The 25,343-nt window shown below is 39.6% G+C and carries 16 protein-coding genes and 2 tRNA genes; 10 read left to right on the forward strand and 8 right to left on the reverse strand.

The window, feature by feature from the left end; all coding sequences use genetic code 11:
* The first annotated feature begins 22 nt into the window (after positions 1–22).
* Positions 23–1,840: an ABC transporter ATP-binding protein gene (locus tag H6G69_RS08950; protein ID WP_190684772.1), complete on the forward strand. Its 1,818-nt coding sequence runs from the start codon at positions 23–25 to the stop codon at positions 1,838–1,840.
* A 423-nt stretch (positions 1,841–2,263) separates the two neighbouring features.
* The gene (locus H6G69_RS08955; protein WP_190684775.1) at positions 2,264–3,631 is read left to right on the forward strand and encodes an NAD(P)/FAD-dependent oxidoreductase; all 1,368 of its coding nucleotides are present in this window, start codon (positions 2,264–2,266) and stop codon (positions 3,629–3,631) included.
* A gap of 208 nt (positions 3,632–3,839) precedes the next feature.
* Here the strand turns inward: H6G69_RS08955 and H6G69_RS08960 are convergent, their stop codons facing one another.
* Positions 3,840–4,340, reverse strand: coding sequence for a methylmalonic aciduria and homocystinuria type D protein (locus H6G69_RS08960; protein ID WP_190684778.1), 501 nt, complete (start codon positions 4,338–4,340; stop codon positions 3,840–3,842).
* A 911-nt stretch (positions 4,341–5,251) separates the two neighbouring features.
* Between H6G69_RS08960 and H6G69_RS08965 the strand changes: the two genes are divergently transcribed.
* Positions 5,252–5,890 (forward strand): hypothetical protein, encoded by a 639-nt coding sequence (locus tag H6G69_RS08965; RefSeq protein ID WP_190684781.1) that lies wholly within the window; start codon positions 5,252–5,254, stop codon positions 5,888–5,890.
* Between the two features lie 275 nt (positions 5,891–6,165).
* Here H6G69_RS08965 and H6G69_RS08970 read toward each other — a convergent pair whose 3' ends face one another.
* The gene (locus tag H6G69_RS08970; protein WP_190684784.1) at positions 6,166–6,429 is read right to left on the reverse strand and encodes a DUF6464 family protein; all 264 of its coding nucleotides are present in this window, start codon (positions 6,427–6,429) and stop codon (positions 6,166–6,168) included.
* Positions 6,430–6,843: 414 nt separating this feature from the next.
* Here H6G69_RS08970 and H6G69_RS08975 point away from each other — a divergent pair, with 414 nt between their 5' ends.
* The gene (locus H6G69_RS08975) at positions 6,844–7,212 is read left to right on the forward strand and encodes a cyclic nucleotide-binding domain-containing protein (protein ID WP_190684787.1); all 369 of its coding nucleotides are present in this window, start codon (positions 6,844–6,846) and stop codon (positions 7,210–7,212) included.
* A 135-nt stretch (positions 7,213–7,347) separates the two neighbouring features.
* Here the strand turns inward: H6G69_RS08975 and ahcY are convergent, their stop codons facing one another.
* Entirely contained in the window at positions 7,348–8,625 is a 1,278-nt protein-coding gene (ahcY, locus tag H6G69_RS08980) for an adenosylhomocysteinase (protein WP_190684790.1), read from the reverse strand.
* A gap of 693 nt (positions 8,626–9,318) precedes the next feature.
* Between ahcY and H6G69_RS08985 the strand changes: the two genes are divergently transcribed.
* Positions 9,319–11,652: a PAS domain S-box protein gene (locus H6G69_RS08985; RefSeq protein WP_190684793.1), complete on the forward strand. Its 2,334-nt coding sequence runs from the start codon at positions 9,319–9,321 to the stop codon at positions 11,650–11,652.
* Positions 11,653–11,706: 54 nt separating this feature from the next.
* On the opposite strand, the gene speY is transcribed toward H6G69_RS08985, so the two are convergent.
* From speY to H6G69_RS09010, 5 genes are all read right to left on the reverse strand, one after another.
* Complete coding sequence (speY, locus tag H6G69_RS08990) at positions 11,707–12,882, reverse strand: homospermidine biosynthesis protein (RefSeq protein ID WP_190684794.1); 1,176 nt, start codon at positions 12,880–12,882, stop codon at positions 11,707–11,709.
* Between the two features lie 106 nt (positions 12,883–12,988).
* Positions 12,989–13,591 (reverse strand): DNA-3-methyladenine glycosylase, encoded by a 603-nt coding sequence (locus H6G69_RS08995; protein WP_190684798.1) that lies wholly within the window; start codon positions 13,589–13,591, stop codon positions 12,989–12,991.
* A gap of 41 nt (positions 13,592–13,632) precedes the next feature.
* The gene (locus H6G69_RS09000; protein WP_190684802.1) at positions 13,633–16,941 is read right to left on the reverse strand and encodes a GAF domain-containing protein; all 3,309 of its coding nucleotides are present in this window, start codon (positions 16,939–16,941) and stop codon (positions 13,633–13,635) included.
* Between the two features lie 322 nt (positions 16,942–17,263).
* Positions 17,264–18,451 (reverse strand): TRC40/GET3/ArsA family transport-energizing ATPase, encoded by a 1,188-nt coding sequence (locus tag H6G69_RS09005; protein ID WP_190684805.1) that lies wholly within the window; start codon positions 18,449–18,451, stop codon positions 17,264–17,266.
* 312 nt (positions 18,452–18,763) lie between these two features.
* Positions 18,764–20,416 carry an adenosine deaminase gene (locus H6G69_RS09010; protein ID WP_242072012.1) on the reverse strand — a complete coding sequence of 551 codons (1,653 nt, stop codon included), beginning with the start codon at positions 20,414–20,416 and terminating at the stop codon, positions 18,764–18,766.
* A 507-nt stretch (positions 20,417–20,923) separates the two neighbouring features.
* Between H6G69_RS09010 and H6G69_RS09015 the strand changes: the two genes are divergently transcribed.
* The 5 genes from H6G69_RS09015 to H6G69_RS09035 all read left to right on the forward strand — a co-directional run bounded on the left by H6G69_RS09015 (position 20,924) and on the right by H6G69_RS09035 (position 25,283).
* Entirely contained in the window at positions 20,924–21,844 is a 921-nt protein-coding gene (locus H6G69_RS09015; RefSeq protein WP_190684808.1) for a class I SAM-dependent methyltransferase, read from the forward strand.
* Positions 21,837–22,796: a PrsW family glutamic-type intramembrane protease gene (locus H6G69_RS09020; protein WP_190684810.1), complete on the forward strand. Its 960-nt coding sequence runs from the start codon at positions 21,837–21,839 to the stop codon at positions 22,794–22,796. Before H6G69_RS09015 ends, H6G69_RS09020 begins: the two co-directional genes overlap by 8 nt.
* 201 nt (positions 22,797–22,997) lie before the next feature.
* Positions 22,998–23,069: transfer RNA gene (locus H6G69_RS09025), tRNA-Val, on the forward strand.
* A gap of 2 nt (positions 23,070–23,071) precedes the next feature.
* Positions 23,072–23,146, forward strand: a tRNA-Ile gene (locus H6G69_RS09030).
* A 598-nt stretch (positions 23,147–23,744) separates the two neighbouring features.
* Positions 23,745–25,283 carry a slipin family protein gene (locus H6G69_RS09035; protein ID WP_190684852.1) on the forward strand — a complete coding sequence of 513 codons (1,539 nt, stop codon included), beginning with the start codon at positions 23,745–23,747 and terminating at the stop codon, positions 25,281–25,283.
* The last annotated feature ends 60 nt before the right edge of the window (positions 25,284–25,343 follow it).

Here is a 25,343-nt window from a genome sequence, read left to right on the forward strand (position 1 = left end):
TTATACGCTATAAATAAAAGTAATGGGGATCAAAAACACACGAAACACTCTGCGAAAATCACTGTCCGTATTCCGCTACAGTGGACGGGCGATTAACTTGGTGTGGACTACTAGTCGCACTTTAACATTGGTTCTGGCGGCGTTAACTCTGGTCGCAGGACTTTTACCAGCAGCGATCGCTTACATTGGTAAGCTGATTGTAGATGCAGTTGTCTCTGCTGCTCAAGGTCACTTAGTAACAGGTTATCATCCTTTAGTGTACGTGGGGTTAGAGGCGATCGCAGTTGCTTTATTAGCGGCTAGTCAGCGCGGTTTACTTGTTTGTCAAGCTTTACTGCGGGCTTTACTAGGTCAAAGAGTTAATATCCTCATCCTCGAAAAAGCACTGACACTAGAACTACGTCAATTTGAAGACTCAGAATTTTACGATAAGTTAACCAACGCTAGGCGCGAAGCTTCTGTGCGTCCCCTTTCTTTAGTGAATCGGATTTTTGGCTTACTACAAAATGCCCTTTCTTTGATAACTTACGGTGTTTTGCTGATTAAGTTCTCATTTTGGGCAGTGATAGTTTTGATTTTAGCAGCTATGCCTGCATTCATCGCTGAAACCCGCTTTGCAGGCGAAGCCTTTCGGATTTTTAGCTGGCGTGCGCCAGAAACCCGTCAACAGCACTACATTGAAAATCTCTTAGCGCGAGAAGACTTTGCAACAGAAATCAAACTCTACCAATTAGGCGAGATGCTGTTAGAGCGTTATCGCAATATATTCACACAACTCTACAGCGAAGACAAAGACTTAACTTTGCGGCGGGGAATGTGGGGTTATTTGTTAAGTTTGGTCAGTACTGTTGCTTTTTACATCGCTTACGCTTGGATTGTTTTAGAAGCAGTAGCAAGTAAAATTTCTCTTGGCGATATGACAATGTATCTCACCGTCTTTCGTCAAGGACAGTCTACTTTTGCCAATGCTCTCACTTCTATTGGTGGGATGTATGAAGACAATTTGTATTTATCCAACCTGTATGATTTTCTCGAAGAGAAAGTTACTAAACCTTGGGGTGAGGCTACTAAAGGTTTATTTCCTCAAGATGGTATCCGGTTTGAAAATGTCTCTTTTACTTATCCTGGTAGTTCTAAACCTGCTTTAAAAAATATTTCTCTGCATCTCAAACCTGGGGAAAAACTCGCAATTGTTGGTGAAAATGGTTCTGGTAAAACTACTTTAATTAAACTACTCACCCGACTCTACACCCCAGACTCCGGCAGAATTTTATTAGATGGTTTGGACTTGCAAGAATGGGATGTGGATGTATTACAAAAACGCATTGGCGTAATTTTTCAGAACTTTGTTCGCTATCAATTTACCGTCGGTGAAAACATTGGTATAGGAGATGTCAACAATTTAGAAGACAAACATCTCTGGCAAATTGCTGCCCAAAAAGGTTTAGCGCAAACTTTTATTGAAAAATTACCCCACAGCTTTCAAACACAATTAGGGCGATGGTTCAAAGGTGGACAAGAACTGTCTGGGGGACAGTGGCAAAAAATCGCCCTGGCTCGTGCTTTTATGCGTACTCAAGCCGATATTTTAGTCTTAGATGAACCCACATCTGCTATTGACGCGCAAGCTGAATTTGAGATTTTCAATCATTTTCGTACCCTGACGCAAAATCAGATGGTGTTTTTAATTTCTCACCGTTTTTCTACTGTCAGAATGGCTGACAAAATTTTGGTAATTGAAAATGGGGAAATCATAGAACAGGGAACTCATCAACAATTGCTAGAAACTGGCGGACTATATGCGAGGTTATTTTTCTTACAAGCTGCGGGTTATCAATAGTTAGAAGAGGGAATGCTGATAGGTGTGGGTGTTGAGGTTCTGCACTAAAAATATTATTTTTCTCTACTATTTAATTTTCTTAATTTTTTTGAGAGTTATAACTCATTTATTTGTAAACCTGATGAGTTAGTTTTTAATTGTCAATAACTGGGTATTTTTAGCGATCGCCTACAACGAAAATTTATTAGGCATAAATCTCTACTAAATCCTGAAATAATTATCAAGCCTGAGTCTCTAGCTTTGACATTCAGAGTTAGTTAACTGAGCAGTTTAGTCAATATTACCTTGAAGGGTATTTATTTGTAACTTGAATTAATTTAATTATTTTTACAATTGTTCAAATTAAACTACAACTAATATCAAATTTTTGTTACATATTCATTAAGAATAGTTACAAATCTCTTAGACAAGGAAATATTAATTATGCCAGTGTCACTTGAGAATCATCAACCACATCAGGTTGTAATTATTGGTGGTGGCTTTGGTGGACTTTATGCAGCAAAGGCACTAAAAAATGCAAATGTAAATGTTACGCTCATCGACAAACGTAACTTTCATTTATTTCAGCCACTCTTATATCAAGTAGCAACAGGGGCATTATCACCTGCGGATATTTCCTCACCATTAAGATCCGTACTCAGCAAAAGCAAAAATACAAAAGTGTTACTGGGACAAGTAAATGATATCGATCCAGAAACACAACAAGTTAAGCTGGAAGATAAAGTAGTAAAATATGACACATTAATTGTTGCCACAGGTGCAAAGCATTCCTATTTTGGTAAAGATAACTGGGAAGAATTAGCCCCTGGTTTAAAAACTGTAGAAGATGCGATAGAAATGCGTCGGCGGATTTTTGGCGCATTTGAAGCCGCAGAAAAAGAAATTGACCCAGAAAAACGCCGTGCTTTGTTGACTTTTGTGATTGTGGGTGGTGGCCCGACAGGAGTAGAATTAGCAGGAGCGATCGCAGAATTAGCTTATAAAACTCTCAAAGAAGATTTCCGCAATATCAGCACCACAGAAGCCAGAATTGTACTATTGCAAGGGGCTGATCGTATCCTCCCATCTTTTTCACCCGATCTATCGCAATCAGCCGCAGAATCTTTAGCAAAATTGGGCGTAGTTATCCATACCAAAACCCGCGTCACAAATATTGAAAATGACATCGTTACCTTGAAGCAAGGCGATGAATTTAAAGAAATTGCCGCAAAAACTGTATTGTGGGCTGCAGGTGTTCAAGGTTCGACAATGGGTAAAGTGTTAGCCCAACGCACAGGTGTCGAGTGCGATCGCTCTGGAAGAGTTATTGTAGAACCAGACTTAAGCATTAAGGGATACAATAATATCTTCGTTGTGGGAGACTTAGCTAACTTCTCTCACCAAAATAATCAAGCCCTCCCTGGTGTTGCACCCGTCGCCATCCAAGAAGGTGAATACGTTGCCGCCCTCGTGAAAAAACGCCTGCGCGGTCAAACTATGCCAGCCTTTAAATATTCTGATCATGGTAGTCTCGCCATGATTGGACAAAATTCAGCCGTTGTTGATTTAGGCTTAATCAACATGGATGGCTTCTTTGCATGGATATTCTGGCTATTTATTCACATCTACTTCTTGATTGAGTTTGATAGCAAAGTATTAGTCATGATGCAGTGGGCGTGGAACTATATGACCCGCAAACGTGGTTCTCGATTAATGACTGGTGAAGGAGCTTTAGCCTTCGCTCAAGGTGAATATCCCAATAGTAAAACTGATTACATCACCATCAACAATAGAGAGCCAATCAACGTTTAGTCTTGCCATTAAGTAGGTCGGCGTAAATAATCAATGTTGGGATAAGGCAGGGGGCAGGGGGCAGGGAGCAGGGGGAGAAAGAGTTTGAGCATTATTTACTTTTCTTCACACAGGTTGGTTTTATTGCACCGACTTACTTATCTGCAATGCACTAAAACCCTTTTATGCGTAAATCCTATATTTATCGATATTCCTTTTTTGATTTTGATTAGTCTTCTATATTTTCGTTCCACCCGTGCAGATTGGCGACACTTTTACTCTCCAATTCCAGTAGGGTTGGCGGCGCGGTTGAGATTAAAACACTGGGATAAACTGCTGTACCCCACATCGGATGAACTAATACACAGCATTTGTTTTTTCTGACGGGATAGCCGAGTAAAGCTTTCACCACGGCTGTATCATTGTGAGGTATAGCTCCAGGACGAGACAGTAAAGGATAACCAGTGCGTGGATCGATGAGGTCTGTAAGATAGCCGCGATCGCGTAAATTAAAAGCTAAGTCACAACCAAATCGCATAAACTTTTCTCGCAACCGTTGTTTCTCATTTTCTATTTCTGGCGTACTTTTGACTAATTCATATTGCGAGCGCTGCAAAACAATCACAACCCAGAAAAAAGGTTGTTCTTTCCAATCTGGTAATATCTGTTCGCAGTTGGCACAGATATATTGGCTGGGTAGATGAATTGAAATTTGTACTGCTTGTCCCATATCGCCAACTAAATTTATGGGACTGCTTTGTTTTGAAAAAGAAAGCCTGGGATAGTTCACTGCATTGATTCAGTTTTTTCCAAGTTGTTAATTTGTTCCTTGGGATCGATGATAACTCTTAAAACTTTATAAAAATCATCAATTTTCTATAATTAGTAAGATTTATTTGCAGTTTATTTTAACTAACTGTAAATTTTTAATCGAATTTTTATCATTTATTAACCTCAATTGATTTACTCATCTGTTGAGGCTTCAATCTCAATCTAGAAAAACAAGCAAGCTCATCCAACCTCCGCTAGACATAACTCGCCTCTGGTGGTATTGTGGCGATCGCGTCAAGCAAAAATCTGGATAGTTACAACTCTTCTTTGTTATTTAACTCCTGCAAGTCTGAACAAGGATTCATCAACACTAGACAAAATCAGCATTCAATAGGTGTGACGACAAATACCAATCATGAAATTCCTTGGAGAAGTTGCCCCAACAAAGTCAGGACAACTTCTGGTACACCCCTTGCACAATACAAACAATATCAGTATTCACAACACTTTGGATGCCAATTTGGCAAAAATCTACAATTACAGTCAGTCTAGACATTGAATGATGCAATATTTCTTCACTGTACTAACTAATTAGTGTATAAAACGAATATCAGCCTGGTAATTTCAAAATAAATTAGCTATGAACTTCTAGATTAGTTACTGAACATACTTGTGTATCAAGGTGGCAGTCACCTCAAATGCAGAAATGAATAACTATAATTAATCTAGGAGTCTGTTGAAGGACTAACAATAAATATTTCCCGAATTACTCTTTTTTAGAGTAGTTAAAAAATCTAGTCAGCAGGCTATAGGTATTAACATTCACTTCATTATATTCAGCTTATATACCTAAACTCAATGAGGCTAATCATGGAAAGCCAAACACAAGCAAATCTCAATCTTCGTGATGAACTTGAAGCAGCGAGAAAGCTTTTAAAGTATAACCAAAAAGGTGGAATGGTTGCTTTAGATAATATTTACCGCCAAGGTGTAGTGCCAAATCCACTTTTGCATGGTCGTTACTGGGGTGAGTTTTTGACTGCTAACTTTAACCCAGTTGTAGATAGTTGGCTAGATATTGTCACTAAATTTTGGTTGCCTTGGCAAGGCAAAGTTTTTGATGCGAATACTAATACAGGAGATAATATTTTTACTAACGATGGGTTATTGCTAGGAAAAATAATTTGGCCTTTTTACGAGAGATATATACCAGATACACGAGGGCGATCGCTAGCATTTAGTTTTCACTCTTCTATTAGTCAATCTCTCTTAGAGCCAGACATTGAGGTTTTGAGTTTAAACTTTAATTTACCAGAAAATCCCCGATTTCTGATTCGTGATTTGGTAGATCAATTAGTGCAGATTGATGAAAATTTATATCTAGGCAAGGCTATTTTAAAACATCCAAATGGTGGATGGTTTTGTGCAGCATATTTTACCCTGAAATCTGGATTAGTGGCTGATAATTATAGCGATTCCCAGTTAAGTGAGGTACAGGTAATATTTTGAAACGCAGAGGGTCGCAGAGTTAAGCGCAGAGGTACGCAGAAATTTGTACTTCAGCAGACTAGGAAACGCTATAATTGAATTAATCACAATATCCCCGACTTTTTCCTAAAGCGGGGATATTAATCTAAGTACAAGACACAAATAAACTTAAATTAATCAATACCTCTTTCCTCATACCTGAAAATAACTGAGTAAAAATACTAGCTATTATTTCATCCAAGGGTCGTAAAATAAGTTTAATTGGGATTGCCTCATACCAATTACATGATTAATGTTTACAAATTAGGTTTATACCATTCCCTATATTCAGCTAAATAAATACATCGAGTGCAATCTTCTTGGGGGTTGACAGCGCATTGCAAATAAACTGATCGCGCATTAAATAAACAGTCAAATTCTTCCAATAAATTTTGGTGTTTCTGGCTGGGAGATTCTTCTCTAGATATTACGCGAGGTGATGCGATCGCTGATAGCATTCCGAGCAAAAACCAAATACTGCTACAAAAAGCTAATAACATAAAGTCTAAAGCACGATGCATATTCAATCCCTAGCTTAAATCTTAACTGCTCATGATTTTAGCGAGATTGCGATATTCATTTCATCCGTCATTAGTCATTAATATTTGGTAAAGATAAATTATGAATATCTCATAAAAAGGGATAATTCTACATAAAATGTAAGTATCTAAAGTTATCAAAACAGAATATAAGAGTCAGGCACTGGAATTCTATTTTGATAAAATTGCTATAGCATATATAAACGAGTTATAAACCTCTGGAATACTAATTTTCTAACTGAATAAGTAGTTGATAGATTAGACAGAATTGCTATAATCAGATACCGATTGCAAAACTACGATTGTAGTCTGATAAACAGAAAGTAGTATACTTAACTCGGTTTTGGATTACATAACCAAAAAATTTTTAAATCACAAAATTTTGGTATTGTTCTGATGTTAAGCCCTGTAGTTACAGTTAGTATCTTCCAAAAACAACCAAATCCTCAAGCATATTCCGCTGGACAAGTCATCTTTGAAGAAGGAGATTCTGGTGAATTTATGTTTGGTATTGTTGAGGGAGAAGTAGATATATCAATTAATAATAAAATTGTAGAAACAATCACAGCTGGTGATATTTTTGGGACTGGAGTGCTAGTAGGAATTAAAAATCGCACATATACTGCGATCGCTAAAACAGACTGCAAACTTGCTTACCTAGATGAAAGAAGGTTTCTCTTCGCCGTTCAAGAAACACCTATGTTTGCACTGAATGTGATCAAAAATTATTCAGAGCGATTATCCCGTTTGCAACACATGGTTTAATTTATTCAAGGGTGTAGGGAAAATCTAGAAAAATTAAATATGAGTTTTGGCTCATTTTGTCAATCTTAAAATAAAAGAGGCACTGCATTGCAGCACCTCTGTTATTTTTATCTCTTAGTCATTTCTAGTTAGAGTTTAGGTTCCACTAGTCCAAGAGTTGATGTATTCAATTTGATCTGCTGTTAAGCTATCGATATGAATACCAATAGCTTGCAACTTCAACCGCGCAATTTCTTGATCTACTTCAGTAGGAATAGAGTGCAAACCAGGTTCCAAATTACCTTTATTCTTCACCAAGTATTCACAAGCCAATGCTTGGTTTGCAAAGCTCATATCCATTACCGCGCTAGGATGTCCTTCGGCGGCGGCGAGGTTAACTAAGCGTCCTTCACCTAAAACAATTACAGATTTACCACTCTTGAGTTGATATTGTTCGGTAAAGGGGCGAACTAGCTTGATTTCTTGAGCTTGGCTAGCTAAATATTTCAAGTCAAGTTCAATATCAAAGTGACCGGAGTTACAAACAATTGCACCGTCTTTCATGACATCAAAATGTTCGCCACGAATAACGTGCTTGTTACCAGTCACAGTAATAAACAAATCACCTTGAGGTGCAGCTTCAGCCATTGGTAATACGCGGAAGCCATCCATCACTGCTTCAATTGCTTTGATGGGGTCAATTTCGGTGACAATGACGTTAGCACCTAAACCACGGGCGCGGAGTGCTGTACCTTTACCGCACCAGCCATAACCAGCAACAACAATAGTTTTGCCAGCTAAGAGAATATTTGTCGCCCGGATAATCCCATCTAGAGTTGATTGTCCAGTACCGTAGCGATTGTCAAAGAAATGCTTTGTGTCTGCATCGTTAACGTTGACTGCGGGGAATGTGAGAACGCCATCTTTGAACATAGCGCGTAAGCGCACAATTCCCGTTGTGGTTTCTTCTGTAGTACCGATTAAATCAGCAATTTGATGTTGACGTTGCTGAACTAAAGTAGCAACTACATCACTACCATCGTCAATGATGATGTTAGGACGGTGGTCTAAAGCAATTTGAACGTGGCGGTTATAAGTTTCGTTATCTTCGCCTTTGATAGCAAAGACAGGTATTTCATGATCGACAACGAGACTAGCTGCTACGTCATCTTGAGTTGATAAGGGGTTACTTGCAATTAAAACTGCATCTGCACCGCCAGCTTTAAGTGCAATGGCCAGATGTGCTGTTTCTGTTGTGACGTGGGCGCAAGCCACCAGGCGCAACCCTGCAAAAGGCTTTTCTTGGGCAAAGCGATCCCGTATTTGCCGCAAAACCGGCATTTCTCGTCCAGCCCATTCAATGCGCTGTCTTCCCAAGGGAGCGAGGGCGAGGTCTTTAACCTCGTGCTTTAATCGGGGAGAAGTTGCGGTCATAAGTTCCTCAAAACGTAAAAAAATGCGCGTAAATTTTTATTACGCACTTTACTAGTTTATTCTAAGACTAGGAGTTTTTGGCTGTTGTTGCTAATTAGCTAGCCACCACCCCTTGGAAATAGCTTGACGGTTGATGAGCATAATGTCAACATATCCAGCTTTTTTCATAGTGGGTGATAAATTTAGGCTGAGACACTCAGATTTTGTCATCAGGCTGGGTTTATGGGTATAAAAGTGGAAAATTGGTAGATACATCCACCACTGCATCTTGAAAATCTTGATTTTTCTTTTTTATGGCTAAATACAGTCAGATAATAACTTTTAAAATTTTTTGCATAAATATGCATAAAGTTAGTGAAATTACTAAATGAACTGACATATTTTTACTCTGATGAGATGAATTAATTAGGCGATCGCAAAACTAACCAAATTCATAACCAACGCTGCCGAAAATACTGACTCTGGCTGAGTTCACAGATTCAGAGGATATTTGGAAAAATAACCTATAAAATTAAAAGTGGTGCTGGAGTATGAATATCAAGCTCAAGAATTAAATCTTTAGCTGTGTGCAGAAAATCCCAAAATAAACTTATTCGGCTAACACTTAAGACAGTCTCTAGTTGTTCCCTTGGTAATGCTGTGTTTCTGGAAAAGCCATTGTCAAAATAATTGCATCCTTTACCTGAAGTTATAATGAAATACGAGGTAGTAGAGCAAATCTTCAATAAATATTCCACTTTACGTAAATTTGAACACTTAGAAATAGATCGTAATTTTTGCCTTTTAGATAAATCTCAACAGGCACATTGCCTGGCATTTCTACCTGAAGAGGTAAAAGTAGGTAGAGATATTCGCGTGGGTTTTCCTGAATTAGCTGGCTTAGAAGATGTTTTGCAATCTATTTTGCAAGGTCAACAAGAGACCTTTGAATTAACAGAGATTAAACGCGATTTTGAGCATCAAAACACAATTTATATCAATATTTATATTACTAGGGAAATTAGCGAAAATATTGATGATGCCAAATTGATTATTTTCCTGGAAGACGTAACCCATATCATCACCAATAATCAAAATATATCCAAACTAACAAATGCAGCTAGTATTCTCTCCATGACATTAGTTGCATATAAAAATTATATGGATACGGTTATCCATTCAATGGCAGATGCTTTATTGGTAACTAGTAATTCTGGAAAAATTAAAAGAGTAAATCCAGCCGCTCAAAAATTATTTAACTTTACAGAAGCAGAATTAATTAATCAACCAATATCTTTAATATTTGATGACAATTTTTTGTTACTGAGAATTCTTAATCACTACAGTAAAATCAATCGTGATTTACAAAACTTTGAAGTAGTCTGTCGCAAGAAAACTGGTGAAAAAGTTTTAATAGCCTTTTCTTGCGCTGTGATGCAGAAAAAAAATGAAATTTTAGAAGACATTATTTACATTGGTCGAGATATTACTGGTCGTCAAAGTCGGGAACAAAGGATTAATGCCCAATATGCAATTACGCGCATTCTCTCAGAATCACAAAATATTAAACAGGCAATGCCACAAATATTGCAAGCTATCTGTCAAAGTTTAGAGTGGGATGTAGGTGAGTTATGGACAACTAACCAATATATCAGTACCCATGCGCCAGAAGATAATGAAAATGCTGTATTAAGGTGTGTAGAAATTTATTCTAGCCGACTCGTATCTGTGCGTGAATTTAAAGCAGTGACATGGCAAACTACATATCAATCTGGTATAGGATTACCTGGGCAGATTTGGAGTAAAAATTCTCCCTTATGGATTCAAAATCTATCGGATTATGAAGACTCACAGCGTCAGTCAACTGCTAGAGTTGCTGGGTTACGTTCGGCATTTGGATTTCCAATTTTAGATGACAATAAAATATTAGGAGTGATGACATTTTTTAGCCGAGATTTGCAGCCAAAAGATACAGATTTATTGCAAATGATGGGTTCAGTTGGTAATCAAATCTCGCAATTTATGAAACGGAAACAAGCCGAAGAGGATTTGCTAGAAAGTGAATATCGATATCGGGATATATGCGAAAATGCGAATGATTTAATTCAATCTGTTAATCCTTATGGTAAGTTTTTATATGTTAATAAAGCATGGTGTAAAACTCTCGGTTATACTGATAATGAAGTTGCCAAACTAAATATTTTTGATATTATTCATCCTGATTTTAAAGAACACTGTCGGCAAATGTTTTATCGTTTAATGTCAGGAGAACAATTAGAAAACGTGCAAACGGCTTTTATTGGCAAAAATGGTCAAACAGTGTTTTTAGAAGGTAATGTTAACTGTAAATTTGTTCATGGTAAGCCAGTAGCCACTCGCGGGATTTTTCGCAACATTACTCAAAAAGTAGAAATAGAAGCAGCCTTGCAGCATCAGCAAGAGAAAACAGAAAAACTATGGCAAACAAAAATACCAGCATTTGTAACTGACACTTTACAACCAGAAATAGCTAGCGCAGCAGCTGATGAAATTAATATCACTGTTTTATGTGCAGATATCGTCGGCTTAAATGAAATTGTGACTTTAAGCAGTGCGATGCAAATGGTGAATTTACTCAGTCCGATTTTTGCTGCTTTTGACCGTCTTTGCACTCAGTATGGTTTAGAAAAAGTCCAAACGATTAATGAAGCTTATGTAGTGATTGGTGGATTACCGAAAAAACGCCAAGATCATACCCAAGCAATAGCGCGAATGGCCTTGGATATGCAAGCTGCGATCGCTAAATTTAATCAAGAAAATCAACAAAATCTCAAACTCTGCATCGGTATCCACACGGGAACTATCACAGCCGCAGCCAATGGTTTAATGGATACTATTAATATTGCCAGATCCGTAGAAGGACAAAGTTTAGCTGATACTATCCAAGTAACCTCCTCTGCTTACGCCCAAATCCGCGATGAATTTGTGCTAGAAAAACAGGATGAAATTGTCATTTCCAATCAGCAAAAAATTACAACTTACCTTTTACAAGGAAAAAGTAAAAAGTAAAAAGGCAAAAGTTTTGAAATTTTGACTTTTACCTTTTGACTTTTACCTTTTTATTTACTGATGATTCGGAATCAATCTACCACAAGGATAAGTTGCTACACCTTGCGCTGCTTCTTCGGCTACAGCAGCAGGTACTTGAGAGGATGATTGCGTTTTAGCGGCTAAGTAATCTTTTTGCAGTTTGCTGAAGATTGCTTCTCGCTGATCGTACAACCGTTTTAACGGACGAGGCGAACATTGATTTAATGTATATGCTGTGACTAATGGTAAAGCAATTGTGCTATCGGTATAACAAACAATGGTGCTGGGTAATTCTTCTGGGTCAATCTTACCCCAGCTAACCGCTTCTGATGGAGTCGCCCCCGACAAACCACCAGTATCAGGACGTGCATCTGTAAACTGGACAAAGAAATCATGTCCGCGTTCTTCTAAACCTAGTACTTCATGAATTTGTGGTTGAGTTTGCAGTAAGAAATTCTTGGGACTACCACCACCAAGAATCACCGCCGCGCTTTTACCATTTTCCTCTCTAGCATTGTAGGCGATCGCAGCTGTCTCGTTCACATCAATTGCTGGGTCTAAGATTAATTGCGAACCTTCTAACGCCAACGCCGCAACGTTCATCCCAATGGAACTATCCCCAGGTGAAGATGTGTAAATTGGTACGCCACACTCATAAGCTGTAGCCAGCAAGCAAGAATGCTGCACACCCAATTGTTTTTCCACTTCCCGGACATACTTACCTAAAAGATAGTGAAATTCTGCTGTTCCCATCCGCTTTTGAAAAGGTTCGGCTTGCAAAATTTTGCGAATGAACGCATCGGTTTCTAATAATACATCGTAGCCAAATACAATGTCATAAATGCGGATAGTGCCTTCTTCACGCAGTTTGACATCATCCACAAAGGGATTACCAGCGAATAATTCAAAGCCTAAGCCATAATGCATATCATGGTATAAATTCGCCCCAGTGCTAATCATCCAGTCGATAAAACCATTGCGAATTAAGGGAGCTAGTGCTGAAACCCCAAATCCGGCTGGTGTCATCGCCCCAGAAAGACTAACTCCCACCGTCACGCCATCTTGAAATACATCTTTACTTAATAGTTGGCAAACTTCCCGCAAACGCGCTGAGTTGTAGGCTGTGAAGTAATTATTGATTAAGTCAACTACCCCAATATCAGATGATATGGGTGTAGGTGCGATTTTTTGACCACGCTGTTTTGACATTTTGCACTCCCGAACAGTAACGCGCCGCATCTAATGTTATAGCAACAACCAAGGCCGTGAGGAAATTACAAGACTTTTTAATTTCTCAGCAGTTCCGGTATAGCCGTTATTTCTTAGACACAGCCGCACTATTCAATAAATACCAACGCCACGGTAAATCTACACCTTTAGTTAAACCGATACGGGTAGTTTGCATTAAACTCAGCTGTCCCGCTTCTAACTGTTGTTGGAATTCTGGAGGGCGATGTTCTAACCATAAAGGTTGACCAAACTGTAAATCTGTGGCATTTAATGTCAAGTCAATTTTCAAAGCACGGCAAAGTTTACCAGGCCCAGCCGCAATTCGATGAGGTTTTAAAGTATCTTTCAGTTCAACCCAAGTAGGTATTTTATCTAACTCAAGGGCGCGCACAAGTACAGCACTGGCAACTCCATCTCGGTCTGTTACCACATTAAAACAATGATAAATACCATAAATTAAATAGACATAAGCTTTACCCGCCGCACCAAACATTACCTGATTGCGCTTAGTTTTTCCACGATAAGCGTGCATTGCTGGATCTTCAGGGGTGTATGCTTCTGTTTCTACTATCATTCCTCGCACAATACTGCCATCGGGCATGAGTCTGACTAGAGTACAGCCAATCAGTTCCGGTGCTATGGTAGTTGCGGGACGAGTTAGCCAAATACTATCAATACAAGCATTCACTCTGAATTTTGATTTGGATATATTACCAGACTAGCAGCAGTTTATGTATGAATACTTTGCTTAATCGGAATTTCAATCTGAAATTCTGTGCCATACCCTACGTGGGATTCACATTTAAATGTCCCACCGTGCTTTTCTACGACAATTTGATAACTAATAGATAACCCCAAGCCTGTACCCTTGCCTACTGGTTTAGTAGTAAAAAATGGATCGAATACGCGATTTTTGACAGCTTCAGGTATACCTAAGCCATTATCTTTGATGGAAATGACTACGCTGGGCATATTTTCTTTCATCTTGCTGCTGGCTGTCTGAATAGTAATTTGATGTTGATGGGTATTGGCGATGGAGTTTTGGTGATACTCAAACGCATCGATCGCATTACTCAACACATTCATAAATACTTGATTTAGCTGCCCTGCAAAGCACTCTACCAACGGTAAGTTACCATACTGTTTGACTACTTCAATATTCAAACTGTCAGATTTTGATTTCAAGCGGTGCTGTAAAATCAACAGTGTACTATCAATGCCTTCATGAATATCTACTACCTTCATTTCAGCTTCATCCAGGCGGGAGAAATTACGCAAGGACATGACAATTTGACGAATGCGTTCGACACCAATGTGCATAGAAGATAAAGTTTTTGGCATATCTTCAGTCAGGAATTCTAAATCTATGGTTTCGGCGCGATCGCAAATTTCTGGATGAGGCCGGGGATAATGCTGCTGATACAGATGCAGCATACTTACCAAATCATCAGTATATTCCCGAATATGAGCAAGATTTCCATAAATAAAATTTACCGGATTGTTAATTTCATGAGCTACACCCGCGACTAACTGACCCAATGAAGACATTTTTTCAGTTTGGATGAGTTGAGTTTGGGTTGTTTGTAATTCATGTAAGGCTTCTGACAATTGCTGTGCTTGCTGTTGCGTTCTCGTGAGTAAATCAGCTTGCTCTAGTGCTACAGAAAGCTGTGCTGCTACTTGAGTGGCAAACTGAATTTCTACAACTTCCCATTCCCGAGGTTGAGCGCACTGATGAATACACAACAAACCCCAAAGTTCATTCCCTTTGACTAGAGGTACAACTAAATTAGCTTGAACTTGCAGTCTCTCCAACATTTTCAAATAACAAAGATTGAGTCCCGAATGATGAATATCTGTAATCACATGGACTCTTCCTTGGCGATGAAAGGCAACATATTTTTGCTTAAAGCAGGTATCTCTAATTTTTAAAGACATACCAGAAATAAACCCTGGCAAAATATCCTCTGAAACTATTTCCCCATCATCTAATTCAGCCTCAGAATCAAAACGGTAAACTACAACTCTATCGGCATTTAAGGTGCGGCGCACCTCACGCGCCGTAGCAGCAAAAATAGTATCTAAATCTAAAGATTCTCTGAGTTTGCTGACGACTTCAAACAATATCTGCCGTTGTTCGGCGGCTTTGCGTAAATCTGCCGCCTGCTGCTGAGTTTGCATAAGTAACTCAGCTTGTTGGAGTGCGATTCCCAGTTGGGCCGCAATTTGACTGAGGAAGTTGACTTCTGAAGATTTCCATTCGCGGGGGCCGGAATGTTGATAGGTACAAAGTATCCCCCAAAGTTTCTGCCCAACAAATATCGGTGCTAAAACAAAAGCATGAATTTGGTAATATTCCAAATTTTCGATATGACACTGGGTAAACCCCATTTTATAAATATCATCTACCGCAAATGTTTCATTGTGGCGGTAACGGCCTCCCTCGGTTTGTTGGAGATAAGTGTCATTCCAAATTGTATTGACCGCAATTTTGGATTCATTTGTCCAGTTGGGGCTAGTTGCTTCAAAGTCGCCGACAAATTCACCACCCCACTCAGGCGTAAAGCGATAAACAGAAACGCGATCTGCTTTGAGTAACTGACACACTTCTTTGGTGGTGATTTGAAATATCGTATCAGTATTTAAAGACTCACGAATTTTGGCAATGACACCAAATACCGCTTGTTGTTGTTCATAAGTGCGTTGCAAATCAACTGTGCGTCTTTTGACTTGATGTTCTAAATTCAGATTAAAAGCTTGTACTTGTTGATAGAGTTCTTGTTGTTGAATAGCTGAGGCAAAGTGTTGAGCAATTTCTCTGGCGAATTGAATTTCGGTTTCTTGCCATTGCTGGGGTTGTGCTTTTTTGAATTCTCGCCAGACATCAAACGACATCCGGGGAAATAATTGACGGCGATCGCTATCAATTTTACCAGCCCAGAGAGTTTCGGTATCGATTTCATCTCGGAAAATGCTTAAGTAACCCACCAATTGTTGACGATACTGGAGTGGGATCATTAAGATACTGCGAATTTTAGTTGGTTGAAAAGCTAGTTGCAAAGCTCGCAAATTGGGAGTTTGATAAATGTCGGCGATCGCCCAAACGTCATAGTTACCTGATTTATAATGCTCTTGCCAGACGTTATACTGCTCCATTAATGGATAGATCGTATCTTCGGGAATTTCCGGTTGTTTTCCGCAGGTATAAACCTTAATGCAGTTACTACCTGGAATTAAACATTCGGCTAGGCTTTTCACACCACCATTTGACTGTTGAAAAGCTTCATTTCTCAGGCAGAGTCTACCTCCAGAACCTTGAAAAGCGGCGACAGTTTCTTCTAAGGCAGGTTGCAGAACAATGGTAGGTAGGGAATGCAGTAAGCTCGCAATGCGATTAATTAAACTTTCTCGTTCCGCTTTAGCATGGGTTTGCGCTAGCAGATTGCTGTGGGCGATGGCGATCGATAATTGATCTACTACCATTTGTATGACTTCTAACTCTGCTTCGGCAAGAGAAATTGCTGCCGAATGATGAGATACCAGCAATCCCCACAGTTGATCGCCATCAAAAATCGGTGTTACCATACAAGACTTTACGCCCATTGCCGTTAAATATTCCGCATGGCAAGGATCTACAGGGCGATAACGGATATTCTCGGGATGAATTTCTCCGGTTGCCAACATTGTCACTGAACTATGACCAATCTGTTGCGTCTCCACATCCACAATTGAACGCACCTTACATCGAACAAACAGTTCTCGCGCGTGTGGTGGAATATCATCAGCCGGAAAATTTAGCCCCAATAGCGAAGGTAAACGATGTTCGTAAATTGACTCACCAACAACTTCGCCACTACCATCAGTATGAAACTGATAAATCATCACTCGGTCAGTTCCCAGGAAATTCCGTACTTCTGCCGTGGTTGTGGAGAGAATTTCTTTTATATCTAATGTTTGTCGAATCCGGTTAATAATGCGCCGTAAGACAACTTCTTGATTTTGTTTTGTCCACAAGTTTGTATCAGTTATTGAAGACATTGCTGTTAAATTTAATAAATTTCAGAAAAATAAATAGTGAGTCATAAATCTGAAATTATTGTGAATTTTTTTCAATCTTTTTGTCCACAGTAAAACCACGGTCAAAATACAGTAAATACTCTTATGTTTCTGTTACATATATTTATATTATTTATTTTCTTCATAGGTTCCCAAACAATTGACTTTTTTCAATCAAGTTTCGTGTAAAGCAAAGTTTAATTAATTAGTTATTATCGATAGTAATAAAAAAGTAGAGATATAAACTTTTATATCTCTACCTGGAAACTTTAGGATTTATTGAAACGTGATTAAAAACGCAAAACTAAACTCTGGCACTATCAACAAAACGAATTCTCAAATAATCATCTTCCATCTTAGCTCCACCAGGTTGGAGTGCTGCTAATGCTTGTGGCAGCACGAGATTGCGGCGATGATTGCCAATAGTAATGTTTAATTCATCACCTGTTTTACTCAGTTGAATTTGATTTTTGGGAATCCCCGGTAAATACAGTTCTAAACTGTATTGATTGTCCTCTTGTACAACTCTGAGTGTTGTTTCTTTGTAGTAAACTTGGCTGGGGTCTTCATCTTGATAAAGAATGTCTTTGAGACGTTCTAAAGCTGCTAACCCACACATTTCCTCGGAGAAAAGAGGTACTTCTTTAACTGGTAAGGGATGAAAATTTTCATGAATTTCTTGTCGATATTGCTCTTGATTTTGTTTCCAAATTTGGAAGAAGGGATCTTCTACTTCTGGAGGAATGATGCGATTAGCAACGACTAAATCAGTGGCAACATTATATAAACTTAAATAGGCATGAGCGCGTAGCGATTCTTTGATCACCATTTTTTCGGGATTCGTCACCAGACGCACAGAAGTTTGGGTATTGTCTGTTAAGACTTTTTCCAAAGCTTCTATTTGTTCATAAAACTCGTAAGGTGCATCCATAACCTCTTTATCGGGCAAAGAAAAACCAGCAATTGGTTTAAAAATGGGTTCAACTAAAGGACGCAAGGCTACAGAGATGCTTTGAAACGGTTTGTAAAAGCGGCGCATATACCAACCGCCAACTTCCGGTAAACTCAAAAGGCGTAAAGCTGTGCCAGTTGGGGCTGAATCAATAATTAATACATCAAAATCCCCTTCATCGTAGTGGCGTTTCATTCTCACCAAGCTAAAAATTTCATCCATGCCTGGTAAAATTGCCAATTCTTCCGCTTGTACTCCTTCTAAACCCCGAGCCTGCAAAACTTGAGTAATGTATCGTTTGACAGCACCCCAGTTGCCTTCGAGTTCTTGCAGGGCATCAAGTTCTGCACCCCATAAGTTAGGGCGAATTTGCCGGGGTGCGTGTTCTAGTTCCAGATCGAAACTGTCAGCTAACGAGTGTGCCGGATCTGTACTCAAAACTAGTGTGCGATAGCCTAGTTCTGCACAACGCAGCCCCGTAGCGGCAGCAACGGAGGTTTTTCCTACACCGCCTTTGCCAGTCATCAAAATTACGCGCATGAATAAATCTGACCTGCCTGAGAAGTTTTTACATTTATTTACATTATCGACCTTTTAAACAATTAAAGGGAACAGAGGAGAAGTATGAAGTATGAAGTGTGAAGTGTGAAGTGTGAAGTGTGAAGTGTGAAGTGTGAAATTTTTTCTTTTTGCTTTTTCCTTGCATTGAGCAAAAAACAGGGTTAGTGGTGTTTTGTGTGGGGTGTGGGGGAAGAGAAAGCTATATTTTTGTACACCTTACCCTTGAAAAGCCCGCCTTTGAGGGCGATAGCATTGGTCGGGGTTTCAAACCTGAGGAAAATTAGAGGTTGATCAAAGCCAATTTTGCAATGACTCAAACTGAGCAAATTCTGATTCTAACTGCCATTGAATCCGCGCGCGATCGCTTTGCCGTAAAAAAGCACTACACTCAGCAGAAATAGATGTTTTACCAGGGGTATCGCTGGCACAAGCTCCAACCATTGTCTTAAATTCCGGCGACTTCCAAAGACTATTTCCCGGAGCGAAACTATATTCTAAGCTATTGCGAGCCAGTCGCTTGAGGTCTTGATATCCTAGCCCATATCTGGTTGCTGCTAACAGATACTCATTACTCAAATCAATGCGAGAAATACCTTCATCATCGGAAGCAAGGGTCATTGGGACTCCAGCCTTCCAATACTCCCTAAAAGGATGATTATCTCCCTTGACATTCAAAATCACCTCATTACTAGTCAGGCAAATTTCAACCAACACACCGCGTTGTTGCATTTGCTTCATCAACTCAAAAGGACGCTCTTCAAAAAGAATATCTACCCCATGTCCAATGCGAGATGCCTGTGCTACTTCTACAGCTTGCCGAATATGAAAACGTAAATGCTCAGTTGGCACTAACCCCAAAGTTAACTCTCCGGCATGAAGTGAAACCTTAACATTGGGATATTGACGTTTGAGAAATTGTAGCATCTGCATTTGTAGGGTGTAGTCGCGTAGTGCGATCGGATTATCTTCTGGGGCAACAAGATTGATCCCAACTACCTGCTTAGACGATGAAGCCAATGCAAAAGCATAAGCTAACTGAGCAAATACTTCAACAGGTGATTTTGTTCTTGTGGTTTGCTGCAAATAGCGCACCGTGACTGTACATCCAGGCTGTGCTGATGGAGTGCCGCAACCGAGTGTTTTCGTAACTTCACTCTCCAACTGCGCAATTTGCTGGCTACCGATTGTTACTAGCTTTGTTAATCCTCGTGCGAGCAATAGCTCGTGCATTTTTTGTAAATCTTGATTCCAGCCCACTTCACGCCCTAGCTGTCGCACTTCACTGCCCTGAACAGTCAGCATTAACTCTAGATAGGTAATATGCTGCGAAGCTGCCCGATTTGCTACTGACGCGACCATATCATCCCGACGGGTGGCAGAATCGGATATTGTCCCAAATCCCGCAAACGCTTCAAAAAATTGGTCGTGTCCCGATTTTCCGGCAAATTGGAGGTTACGAGTAGACCAACGATTTATGAGGGAATCATAAACAGATGTTCGGTTGAACAATTCTGAGGCGGGAAAATAGCTACTGTCCTGACTGCAAGCCTTGGGTTCAACTAAAGTTCCCGCTTGTGGATTCACACAATACCCATCAGTTGCAGCCCACTCTAAATAATGTTCTGCATACACAGCCCCACTGAGATGACTGTGAATATCTCCGCCCTTCGGCATTCGCTGTACAAATGCCCGTAAAGCGGCTGGCTGCGAGTAATGGGCTTTAAACCAACTAGCAGCTTGAGCTTCACTATCAATTGAGGACTGCCGCGAAGTAGCTGGAACTTGAGCTGCTACACTGAAGATAAAGCAGCTAGAACTTGTTAATACGCCTAGAAATAAAGATAAAGCTGCCTGTCTACGCATAATGATTTTTATATTGTTGCCATCTTTGCCAAAAATCCAACCGATATCTGCGGTAGCACTAGGGTAGCTATAACAGAACAAATTTTATCCATATGCTTGGATAAATACTGATAAATGTAATTTCATAATTTTTAATTTATGTAATGTATCCTTATAAATTGACAAAGATAGTAGTCATTGAGAGTTTCATGTTTACACTGCTGAAAACAACCAACTATCAAGCTGTGTAATTTACATAAGCTATAACTTAGGGTAGATGTCTGTCAACTATTTTGATAGGTAAGTACACTGAACTTAATCAATATAGTTAGGACTTACGCAAAATATCTCTCAAACTCTCATTTCTCCGTGAACTCTGCGCCTCTGTGGTTCGATTTTCCGTAGCTTGTGCGTAAGTCCTGATAGTTTCAATCTACAGCATCTGATTGTTTCCCAGGAAACCGCAGCATCATCGAGGGCTAAAAAATATCCCAAGATTGCTATATAGCTGAAAAAATAACAAAACTTGACGCAACTTAATCGATTGCTAGACTCCCTTGCCGGAGTTATGTCATAAGTTAAAAAAGGCTGTTAAATGCAAATTAACTTATGACTGCTGCTGTACAAAATTCTCCTAACTTGGCTGTCAACTTGGTAAATGGCATTTTGGCAATCAAGCCTTTAGCGAACCTCGCCAAGCACCAAGCCCGCCAAATGATGATTAAACGTGCTGAAAGAATTGGCGTACCTTGGACAAAAGAAGTAGAGAAATTACAAGCTCGTGATTGGTCTACAGATTTAACGCAAATTCAAAATCCTCAAGTTTCCTACCCAGATTACTATTTCCATGAATTCCACGCCTACGAAGACGGAAATCTTGGTTGGAAACCAGCTTTTGAGTTAGAAGTTGCAGCTCGTACTGTTCATGCAGGAATTTGGCAGGATACTGGAGCGAAAGGAGATGCTCAACTGCGCCAAAGTTATCATGAAATACTCAAAGCACAACTGCCCAATTCGCCCCAAGATATTTTAGACTTAGCCTGTGGTGTAGGTTTAAGTACTTTTTCTTTACAGGAAGTTTATCCCCAAGCCAAAATCACAGGCTTAGATTTATCTCCTTATTTCTTAGCTGTTGCTAATTACCGCGCCCAACAGCGACAAGCAAATATAGATTGGGTTCATGCGGCGGCTGAATCGACAGGGCTACCAGATGCCTCATTTGATTTAGTTTCCATATTTTTGCTTTGCCATGAGTTACCCCAAGTTCCCACCCGCCAGATTTTTGCTGAAGCGCGGCGGCTGTTGCGTCCTGATGGTCATTTGGCAATCATGGATATGAATCCTCAATCTGAAATTTACAAAAAAATGCCGCCCTACATTTTGACGTTGCTCAAAAGTACCGAACCATATTTAGATGAGTATTTCAGCTTGGATATTGGGCAAGCACTTGTAGAAGCTGGTTTTCACACACCTACTATCACTAGCAATAGCCCCCGTCACCGGACTGTAATTGCACAGGTGCGTGAGTAATTTAGCTTTACTGCTGTGGGCAGTAATTCCACCACTGCTGTTTTTAGGCTATTACTATCGCCGGGTTGCATTTGCTCCTTTTTACTTACGTTTGCTATGGTTCTTTGTTTTTGGGGCAATATCTGGTGTTATTGCCCTTAATTTAGAATTGGGTTTTGAAACGCTTGTTCACTCGTTTGTAGGTTGGCAACATCAGCGATCGCTTGTTGGTGTAACCTTAAGACAACTGGTAGAAATCGGCCCAATTGAAGAAGGCTGTAAGTTAGCTGCTGTAGTTCTTCCCACAATCTATTTGCAACGTAAATATCAATTACGCCCCAGCACCGTTTTTTTATTTACTATTGCAGTTGCTTTAGGCTTCACCGCCGAAGAAAACTGGATTTACTTTTACCGTGGTACAGCCTCATTTATTGACCGTACTATTGGCACGCCAGTCCACGCTATGTTTTCTGCACCTTGGGGTTACGCCCTGGGGTTTTATTTCTCTAAAAATAGGAACATCCCTACTCCCCGCCCAATTTCAATTGCCAAAACTTTCCTAAATGCTATTGTTTGTCACGCTTTGGTAAATGTTCTCTCGATTGCTTGGCGATATCCAGAACCCCTAAAACTGTTGAGTTATAGTTTATTTCCTTTTTTGTTATGGATGTTTTGGCGGCTGGAACAATTACTGCGTAAAGTGCAAGGTCAACCCCCAATTAATTTAATTTCGGCGCGTACACCGCAACATCGTTATTGGCAAACAGGGCTAGTAATCTTTGCTCTGATGTTGGGAGGAAATTCTATTTTCGGCTGGTTTTTGTTAGCGAGAGTTGTTAGCCCTTTACGTGTATCGCAGCTTTTATATCCAAATGTTTTGCAATTTATTGCCAGTCGCTTTTTACTAAATTTGATGTTTGCCCTTGTAGCGTGGGGAATTTATTTGTATTTAATTAATTTGCCTTATCGTTAGCGATCGCACAACCGCAATCAATCAACTAGCCTTCAATAAAACTTAATTTTTAACAAAAGCGGAATTTAATTTACCTATGCTACATTAAACTACAAGGTAATAATACATCTGCTTTACTATGGTTCGGGTTCTTTATGCCCGACTGGTGCGCCAACCACTGGATTGCGCGTATACCGTAGAGTAAGAGGTCATTACCCGATAGTTTGATTAGCTCAGTGGGAGAGCAATTGACTAACAATCAATTGGGCGTAGGTTCGATTCCTATATCAAACACCCGAAAGTTAGCTCACTGGTAGAGCGATCGACTTATAATCGATAGGTTGCAGGTTCGAGTCCTGTACTTTTAACCACCCTGTCCGGGTATAAGGACAAAATTTGCGGAATAGAGCAGTTGGTTAGCTCGTTGGGCTTCTAACCCGAAGATCAGTGGTTCAAATCCACTTTCTGCCACCAAAAACCCTGTCCGGGTCAAAAGACACTATCCTGTCACGATAGCCAGTTTAACTTTAATCAAAACTCTGCATTGTAGGTTAACTATTAACATTACTTTGTGATGTTGGTAGTAACAGTAAAGTAGCCTGTGCAAATGTTTTCTTCTCAACTTGAGTATGTCCTTCGTTTACCTCCAGTTGGCAAGCTGAACGGCATATTTGAGGGTTGTTGTCTTTTTTGAGATTACCTTTGGGTAGTTTAAAGAAAGTAGCAACACTCTTAATCCAGTTTTGGAGATATATTTGCCCGCAACTGAACTGTCAATACCTACATTTGCAGAGTTTTAAAATATAATGTAGTATATGTAATATATAACTACAGAGGCAGCATTAACCGTAATACATAAAGCTATATACGCAAAGTTGGCTGGAAAATAACCCAGGTAAACTTTCTAGGCGCAACTTATCAATGTTGTTATCAAATCTTCTACGTCAGCGACAAATGCCTAAGTTATCTATGCAAATTACTATCTGGAAAACTTTTTATATCAAACCTAACGAAATTGGCATATTATATCACCGCAGTGATTTTAAGAAAATTTTGCAGCCTGGCACTTACAGATATTTTGGTAAGCATTGGCAAGTTAAAACCTATGACCTCAACCAACCAGAAGCTAAGATTGAAAACTTAGAATTATTGCTGCGAAATCACAGTGCAGAATTACAGGAATATCTTGTAGTAGTAAGAACTACATTCAATCAAGCGGCTTTAGTACGCTGTGGTCAAAATTGGGTGAGTATTACCCCAAATCAACTTCGCGCTTTTTGGCGGGGTTTTATTGAAGTAGAAACTCATCTTTTTAACTTAAACGAAAGCTTGACATTACCCGCCCAGTTCGTGCAACAACTACGGGGAATTGCTTTGAATGGAATTAAAAAATTCCTCATTTCCGAGTATGAAATTGGTTTGCTGTATGTGCAGAATAACTTTGTACAACCGCTAGAATCAGGCGAGTATGCTTTTTGGGCGGTTGATAGAGATGTGACTGTTCGCACTCTCAGCCAAATTATCCCTAATCCAGATTTTCCTTTAGAAGATGTATTGATTGAAAGACATCCTGAGTTTGTCGCGGCTTATTGCGAGATAGTGCAATTACAAAATCAGCAAGTTGCGATCGCTCGATATCAAGGTAAAGTAATAGCTATCCTCAAGCCATGCAGTCGCAAATTATTTTGGCGAGGTGTGGAAGTCGAAGTGATTGACATCAACACTGATGCAACATTGCCATTTGGTTTAATTGCTGAGTTAGTTTCAGGTTTACCAGAAACTCTGGCTTTAAGCCGCAGTTTTTTGCATATCTGCGAAGTTCCAGCACAACACCAGGGATTACTCTACATCAATCAAGAGTTCCAAACCCAACTGCAACCAGGGAAGCACGTTTGGTGGATATTCGGACGTTCCTTGCAAACAGAAGTCTTTGATTTACGTCAGCAAACTTTAGAAGTATCTGGTCAAGATATCCTATCTAAGGATAAAGTACCGTTACGCTTAAATTTAACGGCTGGTTTCCGTATTCTTGATCCTCTCAGGGCTAAAAATGGTTTATCCGATATTGTTAGCTACTTATACAAGGAGCTACAATTTGCCTTACGTGGTGCAGTCGGGGAACGCAGCCTAGATGCGTTATTAGAAGATAAAGGTGCGATTGATAGGAGTATTTTTGAATACATTCGTCAAAAAACCGCCGACTACGGAATTGAAATAGATTCCGTCGGTGTGAAAGATATTATTCTTCCTGGCGAAATTAAAACCATCTTGAGCAAGGTAGTAGAAGCGGAAAAAGCAGCCCAAGCCAATGTAGTACGTCGTCGTGAAGAAACTGCTGCAACTCGCAGTATGTTAAATACGGCCAAAGTTATGGAAGATAACCCCGTCGCATTGCGTTTGAAAGAATTGGAAGTGCTAGAGCGAATTGCGGAGAAGATTGAAAAAATTCAAGTTAATGGTAGCTTAGATAGCATTTTGACGGAGTTGATTAGCATTAATCGCCAATAAAAGTAGAGACGCGAAATTTCGCTTTCGCGTCTCTACTATTTACAGGATGTTTTAAAAGTT

The sequence above is a fragment of the Nostoc sp. FACHB-110 genome (assembly GCF_014697425.1).
GTDB lineage: Bacteria > Cyanobacteriota > Cyanobacteriia > Cyanobacteriales > Nostocaceae > Nostoc_B.

Bases quoted from the DNA above. Each gene is read 5' to 3' on its own strand.
- H6G69_RS08975 (WP_190684787.1), top strand. From the start codon at position 6,844: ATGTTAAGCCCTGTAGTTACAGTTAGTATCTTCCAAAAACAACCAAAT.
- H6G69_RS08985 (WP_190684793.1), top strand. From the start codon at position 9,319: ATGAAATACGAGGTAGTAGAGCAAATCTTCAATAAATATTCCACTTTA.
- H6G69_RS08960 (WP_190684778.1), bottom strand. From the start codon at position 4,340: ATGGGACAAGCAGTACAAATTTCAATTCATCTACCCAGCCAATATATC.
- speY (WP_190684794.1), bottom strand. From the start codon at position 12,882: ATGTCAAAACAGCGTGGTCAAAAAATCGCACCTACACCCATATCATCT.
- ahcY (WP_190684790.1), bottom strand. From the start codon at position 8,625: ATGACCGCAACTTCTCCCCGATTAAAGCACGAGGTTAAAGACCTCGCC.
- H6G69_RS08965 (WP_190684781.1), top strand. From the start codon at position 5,252: ATGGAAAGCCAAACACAAGCAAATCTCAATCTTCGTGATGAACTTGAA.
- H6G69_RS09035 (WP_190684852.1), top strand. From the start codon at position 23,745: ATGCAAATTACTATCTGGAAAACTTTTTATATCAAACCTAACGAAATT.
- H6G69_RS08970 (WP_190684784.1), bottom strand. From the start codon at position 6,429: ATGCATCGTGCTTTAGACTTTATGTTATTAGCTTTTTGTAGCAGTATT.
- H6G69_RS09000 (WP_190684802.1), bottom strand. From the start codon at position 16,941: ATGTCTTCAATAACTGATACAAACTTGTGGACAAAACAAAATCAAGAA.
- H6G69_RS08950 (WP_190684772.1), top strand. From the start codon at position 23: ATGGGGATCAAAAACACACGAAACACTCTGCGAAAATCACTGTCCGTA.
- H6G69_RS09015 (WP_190684808.1), top strand. From the start codon at position 20,924: ATGACTGCTGCTGTACAAAATTCTCCTAACTTGGCTGTCAACTTGGTA.
- H6G69_RS08955 (WP_190684775.1), top strand. From the start codon at position 2,264: ATGCCAGTGTCACTTGAGAATCATCAACCACATCAGGTTGTAATTATT.
- H6G69_RS09005 (WP_190684805.1), bottom strand. From the start codon at position 18,451: ATGCGCGTAATTTTGATGACTGGCAAAGGCGGTGTAGGAAAAACCTCC.